General features: G+C 61.9%; 17 protein-coding genes. 5 read left to right on the top strand and 12 right to left on the bottom strand.

The window, feature by feature from the left end; genetic code table 11:
* Window position 1: 1 nt before the first annotated feature.
* Genes NCR40_RS30235 through NCR40_RS30225 form a run of 3 tightly spaced genes read right to left on the bottom strand, consistent with a single transcriptional unit; the run spans window position 2 to window position 4,212 of the window.
* Window positions 2-1,504, bottom strand: coding sequence for an efflux transporter outer membrane subunit (locus NCR40_RS30235; RefSeq protein ID WP_250511695.1), 1,503 nt, complete (start codon window positions 1,502-1,504; stop codon window positions 2-4).
* A 19-nt stretch (window positions 1,505-1,523) separates the two neighbouring features.
* Window positions 1,524-3,092 (bottom strand): MDR family MFS transporter, encoded by a 1,569-nt coding sequence (locus NCR40_RS30230; RefSeq protein WP_250511694.1) that lies wholly within the window; start codon window positions 3,090-3,092, stop codon window positions 1,524-1,526.
* Window positions 3,085-4,212 (bottom strand): HlyD family secretion protein, encoded by a 1,128-nt coding sequence (locus tag NCR40_RS30225; protein WP_244831190.1) that lies wholly within the window; start codon window positions 4,210-4,212, stop codon window positions 3,085-3,087. The genes NCR40_RS30230 and NCR40_RS30225 overlap by 8 nt, the downstream gene beginning before the upstream one ends.
* 141 nt (window positions 4,213-4,353) lie before the next feature.
* Between NCR40_RS30225 and NCR40_RS30220 the strand changes: the two genes are divergently transcribed.
* Together NCR40_RS30220 and NCR40_RS30215 are read left to right on the top strand one after the other, a co-directional pair.
* Window positions 4,354-5,022, top strand: a complete 669-nt coding sequence (locus NCR40_RS30220) for a TetR/AcrR family transcriptional regulator (protein ID WP_250511693.1) — start codon at window positions 4,354-4,356, stop codon at window positions 5,020-5,022.
* A 388-nt stretch (window positions 5,023-5,410) separates the two neighbouring features.
* Entirely contained in the window at window positions 5,411-8,614 is a 3,204-nt protein-coding gene (locus tag NCR40_RS30215; RefSeq protein WP_250511692.1) for a bifunctional diguanylate cyclase/phosphodiesterase, read from the top strand.
* 193 nt (window positions 8,615-8,807) lie between these two features.
* On the opposite strand, the gene NCR40_RS30210 is transcribed toward NCR40_RS30215, so the two are convergent.
* Together NCR40_RS30210 and NCR40_RS31400 are read right to left on the bottom strand one after the other, a co-directional pair.
* On the bottom strand, window positions 8,808-9,596 hold the full coding sequence (locus NCR40_RS30210; protein ID WP_250511691.1) for an SDR family NAD(P)-dependent oxidoreductase: 789 nt from the start codon (window positions 9,594-9,596) through the stop codon (window positions 8,808-8,810).
* Window positions 9,597-9,654: 58 nt separating this feature from the next.
* Window positions 9,655-9,786: a hypothetical protein gene (locus NCR40_RS31400; protein WP_255784979.1), complete on the bottom strand. Its 132-nt coding sequence runs from the start codon at window positions 9,784-9,786 to the stop codon at window positions 9,655-9,657.
* A gap of 43 nt (window positions 9,787-9,829) precedes the next feature.
* Here NCR40_RS31400 and NCR40_RS30205 point away from each other — a divergent pair, with 43 nt between their 5' ends.
* Window positions 9,830-10,444 (top strand): septal ring lytic transglycosylase RlpA family protein, encoded by a 615-nt coding sequence (locus NCR40_RS30205; RefSeq protein ID WP_250467880.1) that lies wholly within the window; start codon window positions 9,830-9,832, stop codon window positions 10,442-10,444.
* 44 nt (window positions 10,445-10,488) lie between these two features.
* Here the strand turns inward: NCR40_RS30205 and NCR40_RS30200 are convergent, their stop codons facing one another.
* From NCR40_RS30200 to NCR40_RS30185, 5 genes are all read right to left on the bottom strand, one after another.
* A complete protein-coding gene (locus NCR40_RS30200) occupies window positions 10,489-12,696 on the bottom strand; it encodes a TonB-dependent receptor (protein ID WP_250511690.1) in 2,208 nt (735 codons plus the stop codon).
* A 225-nt stretch (window positions 12,697-12,921) separates the two neighbouring features.
* A complete protein-coding gene (locus tag NCR40_RS30195) occupies window positions 12,922-13,320 on the bottom strand; it encodes a hypothetical protein (protein WP_250511689.1) in 399 nt (132 codons plus the stop codon).
* Complete coding sequence (locus tag NCR40_RS30190; RefSeq protein ID WP_502801051.1) at window positions 13,317-14,888, bottom strand: FAD-binding oxidoreductase; 1,572 nt, start codon at window positions 14,886-14,888, stop codon at window positions 13,317-13,319. Before NCR40_RS30190 ends, NCR40_RS30195 begins: the two co-directional genes overlap by 4 nt.
* Window positions 14,885-15,016 carry a hypothetical protein gene (locus NCR40_RS31395; protein ID WP_284507915.1) on the bottom strand — a complete coding sequence of 44 codons (132 nt, stop codon included), beginning with the start codon at window positions 15,014-15,016 and terminating at the stop codon, window positions 14,885-14,887. The genes NCR40_RS30190 and NCR40_RS31395 overlap by 4 nt, the downstream gene beginning before the upstream one ends.
* Window positions 15,017-15,117: 101 nt before the next feature.
* The gene (locus tag NCR40_RS30185; protein ID WP_250511688.1) at window positions 15,118-15,594 is read right to left on the bottom strand and encodes a YybH family protein; all 477 of its coding nucleotides are present in this window, start codon (window positions 15,592-15,594) and stop codon (window positions 15,118-15,120) included.
* 238 nt (window positions 15,595-15,832) lie between these two features.
* Here NCR40_RS30185 and NCR40_RS30180 point away from each other — a divergent pair, with 238 nt between their 5' ends.
* Window positions 15,833-16,618 (top strand): alpha/beta fold hydrolase, encoded by a 786-nt coding sequence (locus NCR40_RS30180; RefSeq protein WP_250511687.1) that lies wholly within the window; start codon window positions 15,833-15,835, stop codon window positions 16,616-16,618.
* 6 nt (window positions 16,619-16,624) lie between these two features.
* Here the strand turns inward: NCR40_RS30180 and NCR40_RS30175 are convergent, their stop codons facing one another.
* Together NCR40_RS30175 and NCR40_RS30170 are read right to left on the bottom strand one after the other, a co-directional pair.
* Window positions 16,625-17,539 (bottom strand): LysR family transcriptional regulator, encoded by a 915-nt coding sequence (locus NCR40_RS30175; protein WP_250511686.1) that lies wholly within the window; start codon window positions 17,537-17,539, stop codon window positions 16,625-16,627.
* A 73-nt stretch (window positions 17,540-17,612) separates the two neighbouring features.
* The gene (locus NCR40_RS30170) at window positions 17,613-19,085 is read right to left on the bottom strand and encodes an ATP-binding protein (RefSeq protein WP_250511685.1); all 1,473 of its coding nucleotides are present in this window, start codon (window positions 19,083-19,085) and stop codon (window positions 17,613-17,615) included.
* A 265-nt stretch (window positions 19,086-19,350) separates the two neighbouring features.
* On the opposite strand from NCR40_RS30170, the gene NCR40_RS30165 reads away from it, so the two are divergent.
* Entirely contained in the window at window positions 19,351-20,031 is a 681-nt protein-coding gene (locus NCR40_RS30165; protein WP_244831202.1) for a response regulator transcription factor, read from the top strand.
* Window positions 20,032-20,033 lie beyond the last annotated feature (2 nt).

Genomic DNA, 20,033 nt, shown 5'->3' with positions numbered 1-20,033 from the left:
CTCAATGCGCCGCCGCAAGCTGGTTCGCGTCATCTCCCTGTTGCCAGCCGAGGCCAAGACTCTTTTGTAGCGACACGAAGTCTTTGAGCAATTCGCCCTGCGCCGCAACCACGTCCTGCTGCGCGGCGAACTGCGTGCGCTGGGCATCGAGCAGATCGATCAAGGTCGACACGCCCGCCTTGTAGCGCTGACGCACGAGGATGGCGGCGCGCTCCGACGACGCATTGACCTCTTCGAGCCGCACTAGATGCTCGCGCTGATAGCCGTAGCGCGCGAGCGCCGAATTGGCGTCCTTGAGCGCGGCCAGCACGGTCTTTTCATAACGCGCCTCGGCTTCGTCGCGCGAAGCCTTCGCGGTATCCACGCTCGCCGCCGTGCGGCCGAAGTCCAGCACGTTCCATTGCAGATACGGCACGCCGAGCCACGAGAAATTCTGCTTGCGCAGTAAATGTCCCGGGTCCGACGCCGTGAAGCCGATATCGCCGAGCAACGTCACCTTCGGAAAATAGTCCGCGACATGCTCGCCGATTTGCGCATTGCTCGATGCGAGGCGCCGTTCCGCCGCGCGGATGTCCGGGCGCTGTTGCAGCATCGCCGATGGCTCGCCGATAGCCACCGAAGCTGGCAGGTCGGGCAAGGGCGCGGCCTCACCGAGTTGCGCGTCCAGCGCGCCGGGCGCGCGGCCCGTGAGCAGGGCGAGTTGATCCAGCGAATCGGTGATCTGCACCTGCAACGGCACGAGCGTCGCGCGCGTGGTATCCACTTGCGTCGTGAGGCGCTCGACATCCACGTCGGCCGCCGTGCCGCGCGCGCGGCGCTGCTCGGTGAGCGTGAGCATTTGCTGCTGATATTCGGCGGTGCTGCGGCCGAGCGCGAGACGTCGTTGCTGGTCGCGCAAGCCGACGTAGGTGGACGCGACTTCCGCCGCGAGCGACACCTGCGTGTCGGCGAGATCCGCTTTGACGGCGTCGGCTTCGTCGGATGCCGCTTCGACCGCGCGACGCGTGCCGCCGAAGAGATCGAGTTCCCACGAGGCGTCGAAGCCGGCGGTGTAGAAGTCGAGCGGACCACGCCCGCTGGATGTCGCCGTGCCCTGATCCGAACCTCCCGCATTGGATGCAGCGAAGCTGCCGAGATCGGGCGAGCGCATACGCAACGCCGCCGCCGATGCCGACGCCTTCGGCATGCCGTTGGCCTCTTGCCCGCGCAATTGCGAGCGCGCTTGCCGCAGTTTCGCCTGCGCGATTTTCACATCGGGATTGCTGGAAAGCGCCGCATCGACAAGATCGTTCAGTTTCGGGTCGTTCAGCGCGAGCCACCACTTGGCGGGTGCATGCGAGACGTCGACGCCCTGCTGCGGCGTACGCACGAACGTCCCGCTTTTGAGCGATTCCGCCGCGATATCCGGCGCGCCACGGTAATCCGGACCCACCGTGCACGCGGAGCAAATGAGCGCAAGCAAGAACGGCATGGCGCGCCGGCGACGGAAGGAGTTGAGAGACATCGTTGAATCGTTCATGACATTAGTGGCCGGCGGATGGCGTTTCGCCAGCCTGATGACGCGGCGTTTTGAGCAGAAGGGCGAGCGGCACGCAGGCCAGCAACGCGATCGCGAGGATGAAGAAGGTTTCGGAGTAGGTCATGACGATGGCTTGCTGGCCGATCTGCACGGACAATTGCCCGAGCGCCTGCATCTTGGCGTGCGCCATGTCGCCGCCTTGCGCGAAAAATCCCGCCGCGTTGGCCGCGAGCCGGTCCTGGCCGAGCACCGAATTGGCCGTGAGCGTCTCGCGGATGGCCTCGCCGTGAAAGTCATTACGCCGGTCGATGACCGTCCCGATGATCGCGAGCCCGACCGATCCGCCGAGGTTGCGCGCCATGTTGTAGAGGCCCGCGGCATCGCCGGATTCCTCGCGCGAGACCGCGGCCATGGAGGCTTGATTGAGCGGCATCATTGCGAGCATCTGGCCGAAGCCGCGCAAAATTTGCGAGGCGTAGAAGTCGTGTCCGACGCTTTGCGCCGTCAGCGATATGTCGAGCAGACAGCTCGCCGCGAAGAACAACAAGCCGGTGATGACGAGCACGCGGAAGTCGAACTTGCCGAGCAGGCGCGGCAACACGGGCATGATGAGAAACGCCGGCACGCCTGACACCAGCATGATCGAGCCGGACTGCAACGCGTTGTATCCCGCGACGATGCTCAGGAACTGCGGCAGCAGAAACGACACGCAGTAAAGCCCCGCGCCGACCGCGAAGACAATGAGAATCACGCTTGCATAGCGCGGATTGCGCAACAGAGACAGCCGCACGATAGGCCGCTTCGCGAAGACTTGCGACAGCGCGATCAGCAAAAAGCCGAATGCCGTGACGCACGTGAGCAAGACGATCTCGCTCGACTCGAACCACTGATTGCGCTGACCTTCTTCGAGCACGACGGTAAGCGAACTCAGCCCGATGGCGAGTCCCGCGATGCCGAGCCAGTCCGCCTTGAAAAAGGCGTCCCACTGCGGCTTTTCCTGCGGCAGACCGGTGATCAGCAACGCGATCAGCGCGACGCCCACGGGGATGTTGAGAAAGAAGCACCACGACCACGAGATGTTCTCCGCGAGCCAGCCGCCGAGCACGGGACCGAGCAGCGGCCCGAGCAGCACGATCAGCCCGAAGATGGTCATGCCCACGGGCATCTGCTCGCGCGGCAGCCGCGTGCGGATGATGGTCTGCGCCGTGGGGATCATCGCGCCGCCGGTGAAGCCTTGGCCGATGCGGCCGGCGATCATCATCGGCAACGAGTGCGAGAAGCCGCAGATCACCGAGAACAAGGTGAAGAGCGTTGCGTTGCTCAGGAGGAAGTTGCGCAGGCCGAAGACGCGCGTGAGCCACGCCGCGAGCGGAATCATCACGATTTCGGACATCAGATAGCCCGTCGAGATCCACGTGCCTTCGGTGCCTGTCGCGCCGATTTCCCCCTGAATTTGCGGCAACGCCGAGTTGGTGATGGAGATGTCGAGCGTGGCCATCAGCGCGCCGAGCGCGCCTGCCGTGACGGCGATCCAGTCGCCGGCGCTCGCGCGCGCGGCACGGGCCTCAGTCATGACTGTTCTCTTCGGCGATATGGCGGCTGTCGTCGGTGGCGGAGCGCGTGTCGACATCGACGGTGACGGACAGACCCGGCAACAGCACCTTGCGCGTTTGCGGACCCGTATCCACGCGAATACGCACCGGCACGCGCTGCACGATCTTCGTGAAGTTGCCGGTGGCATTTTCCGGCGGCAAGAGCGCGAACTGCGCGCCAGTGCCCGGCGAGAAACTCTCGACCACGCCATGCAGATCGGCGCCCTTGATGGCGTCGACATGCAGCGTGGCCGGCTGGCCTACGCGCATGCGGCCCACTTGAGTTTCCTTGAAGTTCGCTTCGAGATAGAGCGCTTCGACCGGGACGATGGTCATGAGCCGCGTGCCCGGCTGCACATACTGACCGACGCGCACGCTGCGGTCGCCTACGCGCCCCGCGAGCGGGCTATAAAGCGTGGTGTCGTGCACGTCGAGGCTGGACTGATCCAGTTGCGCCTGTGCGGCTTCCATCTGTGCCTTCGCCTGCACGATTTGCGCTTCGGTCGCACCGATCTGTGTGCTGGCCGAACGCGCCGCCGCGAGATTCGCGGCGAGCGTGGCGCGCGCCTGATCGCGCGTGCTGACGAGATTGGCAAGACGTTCGGCGGTTTCCGCGCCGCTCGCGGCAAGTGGCTCGTAGCGGCGCACGTCGGCTTCGGCTTGCCGCAAACTCACGCGCGATACCTCCGCTTGCGCCTTCGCCTGTTCTGCGTTGGCCTGCTGCTGTTTGACTTCGGCCTCGGCACGGAGGATGTCGGCGGCGCGGGCGTCGAGCGTGGCCTTGGCCTGATCGAGTTGCGCCTGATATTGCCGAGTGTCCAACCGCGCGACCGGCGCGCCGGCGGCGACCGTCTGATTGTCCGCGACGAGCACTTCGGTGACGTAGCCGCTCACCTTCGGCGCGACGGTCACGCTGTCGGCCTTGAGATAGGCGTCGTCCGTGGTTTCGATGAAGCGGCCGACCGTCCACCAGCGCACGCCCCATGCGATGCCGACTACCACCGCGACGATACCGACGACGATAAGCACGCCCTTGCGCGAAGGCTTACGCGTGGTGGTGTCGTTGATCTTGCCGCTATCGGCGGGCGCTTCTGCTGCCATGTTTCTCTCCAACGTTTAACGCGACCGCGAGATAATTACGCGTGTAAGGCAAGCAATCGGGGCCGCTGATACTAGACGATATCGTCTAGTATGACGCAGACTAGACGGACGCGTCCAGTTTCATCATGGAGAGGATTGACAATGAAGAAACCATCGTCGCCACGGGAAGAAGCCACGACAGCGAGCGATCGCGGCAGCAGCGCGCGTGCGCCATTGCAGGCGCGTGGCCGCGCGCGCATCGAGACGGTGCTCGATGCGGCGGCTGAACTGATCGTCGAAAAGGGGCTGACTGGCGTGACCATGCACGGCGTCGCGCGGCAGGCACGCACGCCGATCGGCTCGATGTATCACTTCTTTCCGGACCGCGACTGTCTCTTGAACGCGCTGTGGGACCGCCATATGGCGGCGACCGACGAGATCGAAGCCGAGCTGGTCGGACTCGACACGGATTACTGGCGCGGTATTTCTGCGGAAGCGGTGATCGACCGCTTCATGACGCCGTATATCACGTACCTTGAGCAGCATCCCGACTGCCTGATTCTCATGTCGATCATGCCGCACGACGACGATCACAAGAACAAGCGCAAGGCGGGCACGTTACGCAAGGTCCTCGACGCACGCATTCCTGGCGTGAAAGCGTCCGAGCGCGCGTTGTATGTGGACATGCTGCATGCGCTCGCGACGGGCGCGCTTGCCATCAAGCTGCGTCCCGCCATGGGCGATGTGCAGCTTGCCGGCCGTTATCTGCGTGAAGTGAGGCGCGCTTTGTCGGCGTATCTCGCGGCGGTGGAGGCGTCGATTGCGGGGTGAGGTCGTTCGTTATTCGTCGATGTTGTCTTCGCGGGAGTAGAAGGGGCGCGACGAAGATCTGAACGAAACGCCGGAAGCCTTGCGATAGAGGAGGGCGTCGTCGAGTGTGGCCGAAGCGGCCGATGGGATGGCATACACGAGTTGGATTGAGGATTGTGAACCGACACTAAGCACCGTGAAACGCAAATTTCCGCGCATCTTTAGCGCATTTTACGCACCTCAATCGCCCACTCTAGCACCCAAACAGTGAACTTCGATCAATAACTAAAGTTCAATAACCTCCGGCCGTTAGCGCGTGATATCGGTCCGGCTCACATCGAGTGCCGGCGCGCCAACCATTGCACGAGGTTCACTTGATCCCGCTGAGTCGCGCGAAGCGAAGCGCTCCATGAAGCGCAATCCTTTCTTCCGGCTGCTCGCGCGCCTGCGGGTCGGGCACAAGCTGCTGCTCATCTATCTGCTCGACCTGAGCGCGGTGATCTACATCAGCGGCATCCTGATCCACGAGAAGTATCTTGCCATCGATTTCTCGAACAAGGAGATCGTCGGCAACGCCTACGTGCATGTGGTGAAAGACGCGCTCGTCGAAGTCGCATTCGCGGGCGCGGGGCAACGTCTGCCATCGGGTGCATGGCGCAAGTCCATCGACGATCTCGCGAACGCGGAAGCGCAATACGGCGAGCACATGAAGAGCGCCGAGCTCAACGGGACCTTGCGCGAAGCGCTCGACGCGCTCTCTCACGAAACGCCGCCGAAGCCCGCGACGACCAGCGCCGCGCTCGATGCCTGCCGCGAACTCATCACACGCATCGGCAATCAATCGAACCTTATTCTCGATCCCGACCTCGACAGCTACTACGCAATGTCGCAATCGATTCTGCGCTATCCGGCGCTGATCGATGCAGTCGATGGCATCGGCAAACATCTGCACGAAGGGCTCGATCCGGCACGCTCGCGCGAGGAAGTACGCACGCGCTATCTCGTGCTCGAAGGACAACTCGATGGCGTCATGCAAGGTCTGCGCTCCGACTTCGCTGAAGCAGGCGCCGCGAATCACGAACTCGATGCAACGCTCACGCCTTCGTTTGCACGCATGCGTACCTCGGTCGAAGCGTTTCGTCACGCGGCGCGCATCGTCGTGGATGGCAACGCCGCGCCCGATCCCGCTGTCGTATCCATCGTCGATACCGCGCAGCAAGCGCTCGTCGCAAGCGCAAGCACGAGCTGGCGCGTGACAGGCACGCAACTCGACGAGCTGCTGCATGTGCGTGTACATATGCTGTTCTCACGCATGTGGCTGCATCTGGGCACCGCGCTCTTTCTCTTATGCGGCATTCTGGCGATGGTGTATTGCGTCGCGCAGCAGATTTCGTCGCCCTTGCGCAAGCTCGCGCGCGTGATGGATATCGTGCGGCGAACGGGCGACCATTCGCAACGTGCAAGCTGGCATAGTCAGGACGAAATCGGTCAACTGGTGCGTGGCTTCAACGAGATGCTTGCGCAACTCGACCACGAACGCGACGTGCAGAAGGAACTCGCGGCCACGACGCGCGCATCCGCCGCGCAATACGCACTCGTCGAAGCCACGCCCGTGCCGATGGTCGTCACCGCCGTTCCCGGCCACGAAGTGCTGCACGCGAATACGCCCGGCCTCTTCTGGCTCAACGGTTGCGCAACAGACCCGTGGGCCTTCGGTCTCGATTCATCGACGCGTGCACGCTTTTTCCAGCAACTGTCCGACCGCGAGGCTATCGACGAATTCGAGGTTCACTGGAAAGCCACGGCGCAACCCACGTGGGCGATGCTCTCCGCGCGCCGCCTCAATTTCCAGGGCCGCGACGCCATTCTCACGGCCTTTACGCCGATCAACCAGATCAAGCTGATGGAGCAACGTCTTGAGCTTTGGGGCAGGGTGTTCGAGGCATCGTCGGAGGCGATCGTCATTCTCGATGCCGACGCGCGGCTCGTCACCGCGAATCCCTCGTTCTATCGTGCAACCGGATATCGCAGCGATGACGTGGTCGGCAAGCCGCCCGCGTTTATCGCGGCACACGACGCAAGCGATGAGCGCGGCATCATCGCGCGGCTTGCGAATCGAATTGAACGCAGCGGTACGTGGAACGGCGAAGCGCAGGTGCGACGCAGGCAAGGCGGCGATTATCCAGCGTGGCTCATGGTCAGCACCGTGCGCGACAAGCATAGCAGCGTGTCGCACTATATCTGCACGTTGATCGACATCACGGACCGCAAGAAGAGCGAGGCGCGTATCCAGTTTCTGGCGGAGCATGACGTGCTCACGGAACTGCCGAATCGCGCGTTGTTCGGCACGCGTCTCGAAGTGGCGATCGCGCAAGCGCAACGCACGCGGCAACGCGTAGCGGTGCTGTTCATCGATCTCGACCGCTTCAAGAATATCAACGATTCGCTGGGTCATCATATCGGCGATGGTCTGTTGCGTTCGGTGTCGCGGCGTCTCCTCAAGGCCGTGCGCAGCAACGATACGGTCAGCCGTCTTGGCGGCGACGAGTTCACCGTCATTCTCAACGGCGTGACCAACGCAGCCGATGTGCTGCGTACCGTCGAAGAGCGTTTCTTCGCGCTCTTGCGTGAGCCGCATGAAGTGAGCGGCGTGACGTTGCAGGTGTCGTGCAGCGTGGGCGTCGCGCTGTATCCGGAAGATGGCGCGGACATCGACACGCTCATGCAAAACGCCGACTCCGCGATGTATCAGGCCAAAGCGGCGGGGCGCAATCTCGTGAAGTTCTTTTCGGCCGACATGGCAGAGCACGTGCGCTATCGGCTCTCGCTCGAAGCATGTCTGCGTACCGCGATAGAACGCAACGAATTGCGCATTGCGTGGCAGCCTTGTCTCGATGCGCGCACCGGCATGCTGACGAGCGTCGAAGGCCTGTTACGCTGGGATAGTCCGACGCTTGGCTCCGTCATGCCTTCGCAGTTCATTCCCGTGGCCGAAGAGACGCGGCTCATCATTCCGATGGGTGCGTGGGTCATCGACGAAGCATGTCGTCAAATTGCAACGTGGCGCGAGCGCGATGGTCTGGAAATAAGCGCTTCCGTGAATGTATCGGCGATTCAATTGCGCGATCCCGAACTCGTGGGCGTGCTCGCGCGCAGTCTCACGAAGTATCGCGTGTTGCCGCAGTTCCTCGAACTCGAGATCACCGAAACGGTGCTCATGGATAACGCCGAGAGCTACGTCGCGGCCATCCGCGCGATTCGTGCGCTCGGCGTGAAGCTCTCGCTCGATGACTTTGGCACCGGTTATTCGAGCCTCAGTTACCTCAATCGCTTTCCGCTTGACCGTCTCAAGATAGATCGAGCGTTCGTGCACGACATGCTCGATGCGCCAGCCGATCTCGCTATCGTGAAGGCGATCATCGATCTCGGGCACGAATTGGGCTTGCGTGTGGTTGCGGAAGGTGTGGAGAGCGAACATCAGGCGGATACGCTGCGCGGCATCGGTTGCGATGAACTGCAAGGCTTTCTCTTCTCGCAAGCATTGCCAGCGAACGAGTTGCTTGCATGGGCCAGCGCGCTGGACGCAACGCCTGTACTTTCGATGGAGCCCTGAAAGCGCGTCCGGGCGACTTGTCGTCGAGTTGGTAGACGGTTGCCATGATGATCGACCATCGGAAGCCGGCGTATTGCCGGCCTCTCTGTCAGGCGGTGAGGAAGCTCCGCGAAAACTTCATCGCAACGCGATCTGCTATACAACTCCACCGCTTGATACAACGATTCCATGAAGCCGCGAACGTGCCATTCATTTACCGAACTCCAAGCCCCGCGAGCAACGCGCCATCTATCTTGTGATCCGAGCCGCTGATGAAAAGCGCGCGATCCGACGCGAGGAACGCGACCAGTTCGGCCACTTCTTCGGGTTCGCCGATCCGCCCGAGCGGATGCGCTGCGCCGAATCGCGCGAAGGCTTCCTCGACGTTCGCGTCCGGTCCGTCGAAGGTTCGCGCGGCGAGTTCGAGAATCGGCGTGCGTACCGATGCGGGGCTCACCGACGTGACGCGAATCTTGTCGGGTGCGAAGTCGATTGCCATCGCTCGCGTCATTGCATGGATCGCGCCTTTAGATGCCACGTAGGCCGCGACGCCTGCCTGACAACTAAAGCCCTGAACGCTCGATATATTGACGATTGCGCCACCGCCGCGCTTGCGCATTTCGGGCACGCCGAAGTGTGCGGTCAGATGAATCGAGCCTACGTTCACGTTCATGCAGCGCGCAAACGTCTCGTGCGATGTCTCGACGAGATCGCCATAAGGATGAATGGCCGCCGAATTGACGATGATATCGAGCCCGCCAAATAGTTCGACCGTCTCGCGCATCGCCGCTTCGACTTGCGCCGGGTCCGACACATCCGCCTTGAGCACGGTCACTTTCAGCCCCGCATCCTCGGCGCGTCGACGCAAGGCGGCGTTCAACGTTTCATCGATGCCCAACGCCGCGACGTGCGCGCCTCCCGCAGCCATTCGCAAGACGACAGACGCACCTATTCCCGATGTTCCCGTGACGAGGGCGATTTTGTTGTCGAGATCATGGGTCATTGCGTGGACTCCGTCATCGTTATCAAGGTCGCGCGTATCGCGCACCAAAGATCTTACGTTAGAGCGTGGTCCCATCGAGCGTCAACTTGTCGTTCGGGAGCGATTCGTGCATCCACGGCACGCGTAGCGAATGGATGGAAAGCACGTAGAGCATCGCATGCTCGTCGTACGAATAATCAAAATCAAACATACGAGGCGTCAATGGCTGCACAAAGCCCAAGGAGAAGAGACGAATGCGACTTCGTACGATGGGGAATGACACCCTCAGCACGATACATCTGAAGGAACGAGCGCGAAGCGGAACGAAGATTCGAGCGCTTGTCTTCGTCACGCTGACGTGTTGGCTCAATGCCGCATTCCCGGCGGCGCAGGAAAAAACGCAAACGCAAACGCACACACACGCGCATAAGCGCGCGCAGAAGCATGCGCGTCATAGCCAGGCAAACGTGAATGCGACAGCAAAAGCGGCAGCCGCGGAACCCGTGAATCTCGACCGCTCCGGCAAGGAACGCAAGGGCAAGGCTTCGTATTACGGCCGAAACTTCTACAAGAAGAAAATGGCCGACGGTACGCCGATGAATCCGCAATCCAATTCGGCGGCAAGCAAGACGCTTCCGCTCGGTACGAAAGCGCGCGTGACGAATCTGGAGAACGGCAATAGCGACGTAGTCGAGATCAGGGATCGCGGTCCTTACGTGAAAGACCGGATCGTGGATGTATCGCCGAAAACCGCCGATAAGCTCGGCTTGAAGGAAAACGGCACCGCGCCCGTCGAAGTCAAACCCGTGGAAGTTCCACAGGCCGATGGTACGGTGAAGCCGGGCGCAGGCGCGACTTCCTCTAACTGAACCGGCGCGCGATTATCGGCGTAACGAAGATCGCGCGCGCGGCATCAAAAGTCCGCAGTCACCGACATCAGCAACGTACGCGGTTTTCCCATTGTCAGATAGGCGCCCGTCGTCGACGACCAGTACGATTTGTTCGTCACGTTTTCAACCGTGGCGCGCAGCGTCGTTACGTGCTTGAACACGGTCGTCGTATAGCGCGCGCCGAGATCGAAGCGGTCCCACGCGGGTATCGATAAATGGTTGGTCGCGTCCAGATACTGATTGCTCGTGTGGATCCACGCCGCGTTGAAGGTCAGGCCGGGCACCCAAGGCAGATCGTATTCGCCGCCCAAATTGAAGAGATAACTCGGCACACCAATGGGCCGATAACCATCGGTTGCGCCGCCGTTCGTATCGAGTTGCTTCGCGTTCAGCAACGTCGCGCCGGCGAGCACGCGCACGCCCTTGAGCGGTTCGCCATACACCGACATTTCGATTCCGCGATGCCGTTGCGTTCCGTTCGTGGCGAAGATGTTGTTCGTGCTGTCCGTGTACGCCGTGGGCTGCTCGATCTGGAACAGCGCGAGCTCCGCGCCAAACCGATTCGTGTCGTACTTCGTGCCCACTTCGTATTGCTTCGTGCGGTTCGGCGAGAGCGTCTGCCCGACATTGGCGGCACCGAACGGCGCCGTCTGTCCTGCCGCGAGCGACTCGGCGCGATTCGCGAACAGGGAGATCGTGTTGGTCGGCTTCACGACGAGACCGAAGATCGGCGTGTTGATCGACTGATCATAGGTGTTCGAGATCGCGTCCGTGCCGACCGTATAGTTGTTCTGATGCAGTTGCTGATGACGCGCGCCGATGGTGAAGAGCACGCGGTCGTTGAGAAAGCCGAGCGTATCCGATACTGCGAAACTGCGCGTGAGGATGCGGTCCGCGAGACCCGGATCGGAGAAACTGCCCGCGACGAAGCTCGTCGCCGCCGGTTCCGGCACGACGCCGCCGCCATAGAGCGTCGTCGGGAAGGGCCCGCTGAAGGCGAATGCCTCGCGGTCTTCGACGCTCGTGATGGCAAAACCCGCCGAGACGAGATGCGAGACCGGACCCGTCACGAAGCGGCCGCGCACGCCGGCTTCGCCGGACAGCGCGTCGGTGGTGCGCAATACGTCGCCGCGCGTGCTCGTGGTGCCCGTGAGCGCGTTGAAGGTCGGTGACGAATACGTGCCGTCCTCGTGTGTGCGCCGGATGCCGCCACTGGCGTATGCGGTCCATCCAGGCAAGAAGTCGTATTCCGCGCGCGCGATGCCTACCGTGTCTTCCAGCGTGCTATGCGTCCACGGCTGCGCGAAGTTGTGCGTGGCGGACAGCGGCTCGGGCACCACGTCGCCCGTGACGGAAACCGTCGAGCGGCCCTGGTCGATGTTCTTGCGCTGGTAAAGGAAATCGCCATACAGCCTCAGCTTGTCGCCGCGCCAGTCGAGCGAAACGGCGGTGGTCTGGTTATGGCGGAACTCGTCGTCGATGCTGGTTTCGCCGCCGTCTATCGAGCCATTCACGCGAACGCCGAATTGTCCTTCGCTGCCGAAGCGCCGGCCCACGTCGACGTGCGTGCCGATCTGACCGGACGCGCTGCCATCGACGGTGACGCGCGTGAGCGGTTTATCGTCGGCGCGCTTGAGTTCGAGATTGATGCCGCCGCCGATTGCCGAGCCAGTCGGCGACGCGCCGTTCAGAAACGCGTTGGCGCCTTTGAATACGTCGACGCGTTCCAATACATCAGGCGAGACGAGCTGACGCGGCGTGATGCCGTACAGGCCGTTGAGCGAGATGTCGTCGCCATTGAGCTGGAAGCCGCGAATCACGAATACTTCAGAGAAGTTGCCGAAGCCATATGCGGGACGAACGGCGGGATCGTGCGCCAGCAGATCGCCGATGGTGCGCGCTTGCGAATCCTCGATCGCTTTCGCCGTATAACTCGTCATGCTGAACGGAACATCGATGAGCTTCTGACTGCCCAGCACGCCGAACTGGGCGCCGCGCGCAACCTGTCCGCCCGCGTATGCGGGTTCGAAATCGCCGGGAAGCGTTTCGGCGACGCCGCGCACGTTTACGGCGGGCAGCGCGGTGTCTGCATTGGCCGGCGATGCCTGCGGCTCCGTTTGCGCTCGTGCGGTGATACTCAAAGAGGCGGGCAACACGGCGCAGACAAAAAGTCGAAGAACCGCCGCATAAACTTTGCGAACGCGCGGGCGCGACAGAGCAGTTGCTGACATAGCGAAGAATATCCGAAGGAGAACCGCTGTTAGAGGTGCTATGCGTTGCCACGTGTGGTGCTGAGAAGATGCAATGCGGTCGTCGCGAGAGGACGGATGCATGCGTGCTGCGATTTTAGTGAAATGCGAACGATTCGCATATACGTTTTTTCAAACGCGTCGAGCGGTGTTGCAGGTCGACAACCGAAAGCGTTTGCGTCGATCGATCGGCAGATAGACGGTGTTTCAATCAACAGAGGATTGATTCAGTTGCTCCATGCGCCATGCGACGAGCGCCTCGGCATTGCATGCAAGCTTCGTCATGCGCAGGCCGCACGTCCATGCGAGACGCGAGAGAACGAAGGCATCCGCGTATGTCGTCAGACCGGCAAGGGGTACGCCGAGCGATGCATCCGGAAGCAGGCGTTCGTGCCATAGCAAGCCGGCATCGTTTCGCCATGCAACGACGCGCGCACCGTTCAAGCTCGCGCGATGCGCAAACGCGCGGCTATCCGAGCAACGTTCATCGCATACGACGAGGAGACGCATGCGTGCCGCCTTCGTATCGCCGATGCTTCCGATGGCCCACGCATACGCCGCCGCCAGGGATACGCCAGTCAAGAATTCGCGGCGGGCGCGTCTCATCGAGCGTCCTTCGACCGAGCGGCAGGCCAGATACCCTGCTTGCCGGGCGACAGAATGCCATTCGGATCGAGCGCGGTTTTCAGCGTGTTCGTGAGCCGCATCAACGCGTGGTCGTTGAAGTCGTATTGCGAAGCCGCAAGGTCCATATACGCGAGATGCGTGCGATATTGGCCATAGCCGGCCTGGCCCGCATCCTCGATCAGCGTGCGCACCAGCGTGCCCGCAGCATTTGTTCGAGCGCTGTCGTCGCGGTCGAAAATGGCCGCGAAGATGTGATGCATGTGTCGCCGTTCCGCCGTGAAGCCGCCGTAGTAATCGAAGCCGAACTGTGCGGCGCGGTCACGCACCATCATGTATTGCTTGGTTGCATCGGCGCCGGTTGGCGGGCATATCGGCGAGAAGTCGACATGCGCGCCCGAACCGCCACGCCAGTTCAGCATGTTGAACGCATCGAGTCCGGGAATGCCGACCTGACTGCGATCGCCGCCGCCTGTCGGTTCATCGGATGCGTCGCGATAGGGCATGTCGAAGAGGCGTGCATCGGCAATCGATGCAAAGCGCCGATGGATGATGTCGCGCCGCACGTTGACCAGTTCGCGCGGTCCATAAAGACAGAAGCGCAGGTTCCAGCGGCCGATGTCGATGTCGCGCGCCATTGCGTCGATGGTCGCTTCGGGCATCGCACCGGGGCCGTCGTACCACCGCTTGCGTGTCGATACGCCCGCCGCCCAGCGCACCGCGCTTTCGATGACAGCGCTGCTCTGTATCGTGTCGTCCAGCTTCAATGGCCGCAGCGTTTCGACGATCCGTTCGAGGTCGGTATCGCGTTTGAAGGCATAGCGCGCGATCATGTAGCCCTCGGGCTCGGGCATGAGCCACACGCCGAGCTTGGTCACGATGCCCAGATTCGACTGCGCGAACATGGTGTCATAAGAAGGACCGAAACCGGGCTTGAACACTTGCCAGTCGCGGCTCGCGTTCATGGCGCCCATGCCGGTGCGCACGACATCGCCGTTTGCAAGCACCACTTCCATGCCGCATTGCATCGCGGCGTGGTCGCCATACGGCGTCGTGCCGTAACCGCGCTCGAGCGTATTGCCGATGACGCTGCCCCAGCCCGCCGCTGGCGGATCGAGCCATAAACGCGTGCCACGCGCCTTCAATTCACGATACAGGTCGTAGTAACTCACGCCGGGTTCGACGAGCGCATAAGCCAGCTTTTCGTCGATCTCGAGTATGCGGTTCATGCGTTGCAGATCGAGCACGACGCTGCCCGCAAGCCTTGGCGCCGCGCCGCCGTAAGCGAAGTTGCGTCCCGTCGATACGCTCCACAGCGGCACTTTGAATCGGTTCGCCACTTGCAGGACCGCGCGGATCTGCTCCACGCTCGATGGCATGACGACCGCTGACGCTTGCCACGTGCGGGCATCGCCGGGAGCGAAAGGATCGAGATAAGCAGGCTGCGCCTCATTCGACGAAAGCACGGAGGCGCGGCCAACTATGTCGATGAACGCAGTCAGCGCGCTTTTAAAGTCGCGCGGAGGCGGCGTCGCCACCGCGTGGGTCAATAGCCGCCGCTGCTGCCGCTGCTCGATGACGTGCCCGACGAGCTTGCACCGGCGCCGTCGGTCTGGCAGCCAGCGAGGGATAGGGCAAGCACGGCAAGCAATAGCGAAAACGCACGAATGAGTTTCATGGGTCACTCCAGGTCGAATAGCTACGAGGCGGCCGCAAGACACGGCATCCTCCATCTAAACGAACCGGGCGCGCGGAATATTCCCTTGGTTCTGCTCTCGTTTATTCGAGTACGGTGTTAGGCGTCGCGCTGAACGACATGAAGCGGGCGATGGACCATTGACCGTCCGGTTGCCGCTGGAAAATGTCCATGCCTGCTTCTTCGGTCACGCTCTCTTTGTCACCCATGCGGGCGGTGAGCGTCCAGAACAATCGCACGATGGCGATATCGCCGGAAACGATGATCTCGCGAATGTCGGGGCTGTCGTATTGCAAGCTTAGTCCGGGCTTTGCAAACAGCACCGCGAGCTTCTTGCAGATCGTGTCGCGATTGCCATCGAGCGCTTCCGGGACGGTCGAGACCAGGTCGGGCGCGAAGATATCGCAGACGCCTTCGGCATCGCGCGCGTTGAAAGCCTTTGACCATGCTTGCAGCCTTTGCGCGATCGCGGCCTTGTCGGCGTTTGCATCGGCGTGAGCAGGCGTCGTCACGACAATACTCGCGAGCATTGCACCGGTCGTCAGCACTCTCTTGATCATGAAAACGCTCCAAGTCGACAAGACCAGATGGTGATTCTAAGTGAGATGCATGGTGTCGAGCGGCATCCGCGGTGCTCTGCTTTCCTCCCTTACGTCCACGATTCGCGCTGTCCGGCGCTTTGCCAAGGCATCGAATTCGATCCCGGCGTGATCGAGTGCCGATCATGTTGAGCGAATTATCAATCCAGACGATCGCACCTAAGATGCTCTTTCGTCACTAAGCCCGAGGAGCATCGCCATGAACATCGAAACACGCGGAGCGAGGATTCACGTCAAGGAACAAGGAAGCAGCGAGCCGGCACTCGTGTTTCTCCACTACTGGGGCGGATCGTCACGGACATGGGACGGCGTTATCGGCGCATTGTCGAACGCTCGACACACCATCGCGCTCGATCATCGTGGATGGGGCGAATCCAGCGCGACCGAGCAAGCCTACGCAATAGCCGATCTTGCAAACGACGCAGCAGACGTCGTCGAAGCACTGCACTTGCATCGCTACATCCTGATCGGCCATTCGATGGGCGGCAAGGTCGCGCAATTGCTCGCATCGCGCAGGCCTCGCGGATTGCAGGGCGTCGTGCTTATCGCGCCCTCGCCGCCCTCGCCGATGCAGCTTCCCGATGCCCAGCGAGCCGCGATGGCCGCAGCCTACGACTCGCGCGAATCGGTCGAATGGGTCATGGATAACGTGCTCACCGCAAGTCCGCTTGCACCCGAGTTGCGCGAGCAAGTGATTGCCGACAGCTTGCGTGGCGCGCCGCAAGCCAAGGCGGCGTGGCCGAACGCCGCCATGCTCGAAGACATCACGAATGAAGTCGGGTCGATCAGTGTTCCCGTCACGGTGATCTCAGGCGAACTCGACCAGGTGGACCGCGTCGAGACCTTGCGGAAGGAACTGTTGCCTCGCATAGCGGACGCGCGCCTTCATGTCTTGCCCGGCATCGGGCACTTATCGCCACTCGAAGCGCCAGCAGCCGTGGCTGCGCTTATCGAAAAGTTCATCGACGAACTGCAAGCGCGTTGAACGGAATCAGCGTGACGTGCGGTCCCAAGGCGGCTCGTCGCCGAACGCGGCGACCAAACTATCGAGCAGAAGCCGCACTTTCAGCGGCATATGTCGTGCGCTCGGATAAACCGCCTGAATCGCCAACTCCGGCGTCCGATAGTCCGGCAACAGCGCGACAAGATTCCCCCGCGCGATGTGTTCGCCGAACACGAAGGTCGGCCCATACGCGATACCCGCGCCCGCAAGCGCCGCAGCCAACAGCATCTGCGTGTTGTTCGCGGCCATGCGGCATGGCCCGTCGATGACATGTGCGCGGCCTTTCGTATCGGCGAGCGTCCAGTCTCCCACCGACACCGCTTCGCTGAACGCGAGTCGCGGCGCTTGCCGCAAGTCGTCGGGGTTGCGCGGCGTGCCGTGTCGTTCGACATAGCCGGGCGATGCGCAGATGACCATTCGACACGGCGCGAGCCTGCGCGCGACGAGGCCGGAGTCGTTGAGGCGACCGATACGTATCGCCACGTCCACGCCGGCTTCGAGCAGATCGACATAGCGGTCGTTCAACGACACTTCTATCGTGACATGCGGATGCTGCTCAAGATATGCAGCGAGGACGTCGCCGAGATGCATCGCTCCGAACGTGACGGGCGCCGCGATTCGCAACACGCCACGCGGCGTGTCCTGTGCGTCGCTCGCCTCGCGATTGGCCTCTTCGTAGGCTTCGAGGATGCGTTTGCATCGCTCGTAATAGTGTTGGCCGACCTCGGTCAGACTCAGCTTGCGCGTCGTGCGATGCAGAAGCCGCGCGTTCAGTTCGGCTTCGATTGCGCTCACGTACTTGCCGGCCATCGCGGGCGATAACCCGAAACGTCGCGCGGCAGCGGCGAAACTGCCGCCATCGACGGTCGCGACGAATACTTCGATGCCGGTCAGGCGGTCCATGCGTTCCTCGGCTTTCGTGGCGGGATTGACCTGGTGCCGCGTGATCTTCTCACGCTTCGCTTAACGTCTAACCTTACTCGACAACGAGACCTCGCGGGGTGTAGGGCTCATTCGCTTCGTCGGCACCGGAAAAGTCGGCGCAATGTTCCACATAATGCGCGAGACGCCCGGCGATTGCCGTGCTGTCGCCCTCCGCCGCGAGCCTTTCCAGCGCATACGCACGCATCGATTCCGATAACCGGTAGCGCACAACGGGGCCGTCATATTCGACGATCAACAGCGATTTCGCGGCGAGTTCGCTCGCGGCGTCGATCACGGTTGCGAGCGCAAGTCCGTCATCGCATGCGACAGCGCACAGGGCTTCGAACGAAAACGAGTCTTCGAAAACGGCCATCCTGCGCAGCAAGGTCTTCTCCTGCGCGGCGAGCGGCCCGTAGCTCCAGTCGAAATTCGCACGCAACGTCTGATGACGCGGCAGCGCGGTGCGGTATCCGCCAGCAAGCATGGACAGGCGGTCGTCCAGCCGCCGATGAATATCTTCGAGGCCGAGCGCGGCAAGACGCGCCGTCGCCAGTTCGATGGCAAGCGGATTGCCGTCGAGCCGCCGGCATATCGTCCCTATGCGGCCGATCTGCGCGCTGTCGTCGCCGAGATTACGCTGCACGGCGCGGCCACGGCGGAGAAAGAGCCGCACGGAAGCATGTTCGAGCGTTTGCGCATCCGTCGATCCGGCGCGCGGCACGTCGAGCGGATCGACGCGATAGAGCGTCTCGGACATGATGCGCAATGGCTCGCGGCTCGTAACCAGAACGCGGATGCCGTCATTGGCGGCGGCGAGCGCATCGACTATTTGCGCGGCATGCGCGATCACATGCTCGGCATTGTCGATGAACACGAGTCCACGCTCGGGCAGCGACGAGAAGTCGAGCGGCTCGTGTTCCGCCAAACCGCATGCGCGCGCGATGGCTTCTTGCACCGAGCGCGGGTGGTCGAGTCGCGCGAGATCGGCGAAGAAGATCGGCTCTGCGCGCGCCGCTGTCCATTGACGCGCCGCTTCGAGCGCGAGCGCCGATTTGCCGATGCCGCCCGCGCCCACGAGCGTGAGCACTTGCGTCGCGGCGAGCATCGTGGAAATACGGGCAAGCGCGTCTTCTCGCCCGATGAGTTCCGGTCGAGCGAAACGCGCCTCGGCATGCGGACACGAAGGTCTGACAGTTCGCCTTGTCAGTCTGTACCCACGGCCCGGCACGGTCACGATAATGTCGCGATCGCTGCCCAGGTTTTTACGCAGGCTGGATAAGTGAACCTGGATATTGTTTTCTTCGACGACGGTGCGCGGCCAGACTGCGCTCATCAATTCGTCCTTGGTGACGAGGCGCCCTTCCGCTTTAGCCAGCACGACGAGAATATCGAATGCGCGCGAGCCCACGGACATGATCTCGCCTTGACGGTGCAAGGTACGTGCTTCGAGGTCGATCCGTATGCCGCCCAGATCGATAATGCCGCTGTGCGATCCGGGTAAGGGCAACTCGGCAATGGCGTTCATGGTGTCGTTCCGTTTGCGATGGATGTCCGATCACATAACCGATCCTATGCTTCCCAGCCTTTGCGCCCGATGAGAAAATCATTAAGCTTAGTTAACTCCGCGCCTTCATTTGTAATTCGTGAATGCCTTGCCATTATCCGCGCGCACGTTAACTTAATTTAATAATGACCGGATTTATGCGCGGACCATGCGGGCGCATAATGCACGGCGGGAAGCCCTGTACTCGAAAATCAGAGTGCGCTTCGAGCCTGTTACGAGCCATAAAATGAAAATCCTGGTCATCGAAGACAACGAGCAAGTCGCCGGATTCTTGCGCAAGGGTTTGGCCGAAATGGGCCATGTCATCGATTGTGCGGACAATGGCCGCGACGGCATGTTTCTCGCGGCCGGCGAGACCTACGATTCGATCATCTTGGACCGCATGCTGCCGGGCGGTATCGACGGCCTCGGCATCATCTCGGCGTTGCGCGCGACCGGCAACAAGGTGCCTATCCTCATTCTGAGCGCGCTTGGCGAAGTGGATGAACGCATTCGCGGCCTCAAGGCCGGCGGTGACGATTACGTCGTCAAACCCTTTGCGCTGGGCGAAGTCGCGGCGAGGCTCGACGCATTGACGCGACGCTCGCAAGAAAACCTCGTGGACACGGCGTTGAAGGTAGGCGATCTGAGCATAGACCTGCTTTCGCGCAAGGTCGTGCGCGCGGGCAAGGCTATCGTGCTCAAGCCGCGCGAATTCAAGCTGCTCGAATATCTCATGCGCCACGCGGAACAAGTTGTGACGCGCACCATGCTGCTGGAAAATATCTGGGAATATCACTTCGATCCGCAGACCAACGTGATCGACGTGCACGTGAGCAAACTGCGTCAGAAGATCGATACCGGCTTCGACAAGTCGCTGCTCCTGACCGTCCGCAATGCCGGCTATATGCTGACCGCAGAAGCGTAGCG

This window comes from Caballeronia sp. GACF4, assembly GCF_023631025.1.
GTDB lineage: Bacteria > Pseudomonadota > Gammaproteobacteria > Burkholderiales > Burkholderiaceae > Caballeronia.
This window is presented reverse-complemented; position numbering and strand designations above follow the sequence as displayed.

Bases quoted from the DNA above. Each gene is read 5' to 3' on its own strand.
- NCR40_RS30235 (WP_250511695.1), bottom strand. From the start codon at position 1,504: ATGTCTCTCAACTCCTTCCGTCGCCGGCGCGCCATGCCGTTCTTGCTT.
- NCR40_RS30230 (WP_250511694.1), bottom strand. From the start codon at position 3,092: ATGACTGAGGCCCGTGCCGCGCGCGCGAGCGCCGGCGACTGGATCGCC.
- NCR40_RS30225 (WP_244831190.1), bottom strand. From the start codon at position 4,212: ATGGCAGCAGAAGCGCCCGCCGATAGCGGCAAGATCAACGACACCACC.
- NCR40_RS30220 (WP_250511693.1), top strand. From the start codon at position 4,354: ATGAAGAAACCATCGTCGCCACGGGAAGAAGCCACGACAGCGAGCGAT.
- NCR40_RS30215 (WP_250511692.1), top strand. From the start codon at position 5,411: ATGAAGCGCAATCCTTTCTTCCGGCTGCTCGCGCGCCTGCGGGTCGGG.
- NCR40_RS30210 (WP_250511691.1), bottom strand. From the start codon at position 9,596: ATGACCCATGATCTCGACAACAAAATCGCCCTCGTCACGGGAACATCG.
- NCR40_RS31400 (WP_255784979.1), bottom strand. From the start codon at position 9,786: ATGTTTGATTTTGATTATTCGTACGACGAGCATGCGATGCTCTACGTG.
- NCR40_RS30205 (WP_250467880.1), top strand. From the start codon at position 9,830: ATGCGACTTCGTACGATGGGGAATGACACCCTCAGCACGATACATCTG.
- NCR40_RS30200 (WP_250511690.1), bottom strand. From the start codon at position 12,696: ATGTCAGCAACTGCTCTGTCGCGCCCGCGCGTTCGCAAAGTTTATGCG.
- NCR40_RS30195 (WP_250511689.1), bottom strand. From the start codon at position 13,320: ATGAGACGCGCCCGCCGCGAATTCTTGACTGGCGTATCCCTGGCGGCG.
- NCR40_RS31395 (WP_284507915.1), bottom strand. From the start codon at position 15,016: ATGAAACTCATTCGTGCGTTTTCGCTATTGCTTGCCGTGCTTGCCCTA.
- NCR40_RS30185 (WP_250511688.1), bottom strand. From the start codon at position 15,594: ATGATCAAGAGAGTGCTGACGACCGGTGCAATGCTCGCGAGTATTGTC.
- NCR40_RS30180 (WP_250511687.1), top strand. From the start codon at position 15,833: ATGAACATCGAAACACGCGGAGCGAGGATTCACGTCAAGGAACAAGGA.
- NCR40_RS30175 (WP_250511686.1), bottom strand. From the start codon at position 17,539: ATGGACCGCCTGACCGGCATCGAAGTATTCGTCGCGACCGTCGATGGC.
- NCR40_RS30170 (WP_250511685.1), bottom strand. From the start codon at position 19,085: ATGAACGCCATTGCCGAGTTGCCCTTACCCGGATCGCACAGCGGCATT.
- NCR40_RS30165 (WP_244831202.1), top strand. From the start codon at position 19,351: ATGAAAATCCTGGTCATCGAAGACAACGAGCAAGTCGCCGGATTCTTG.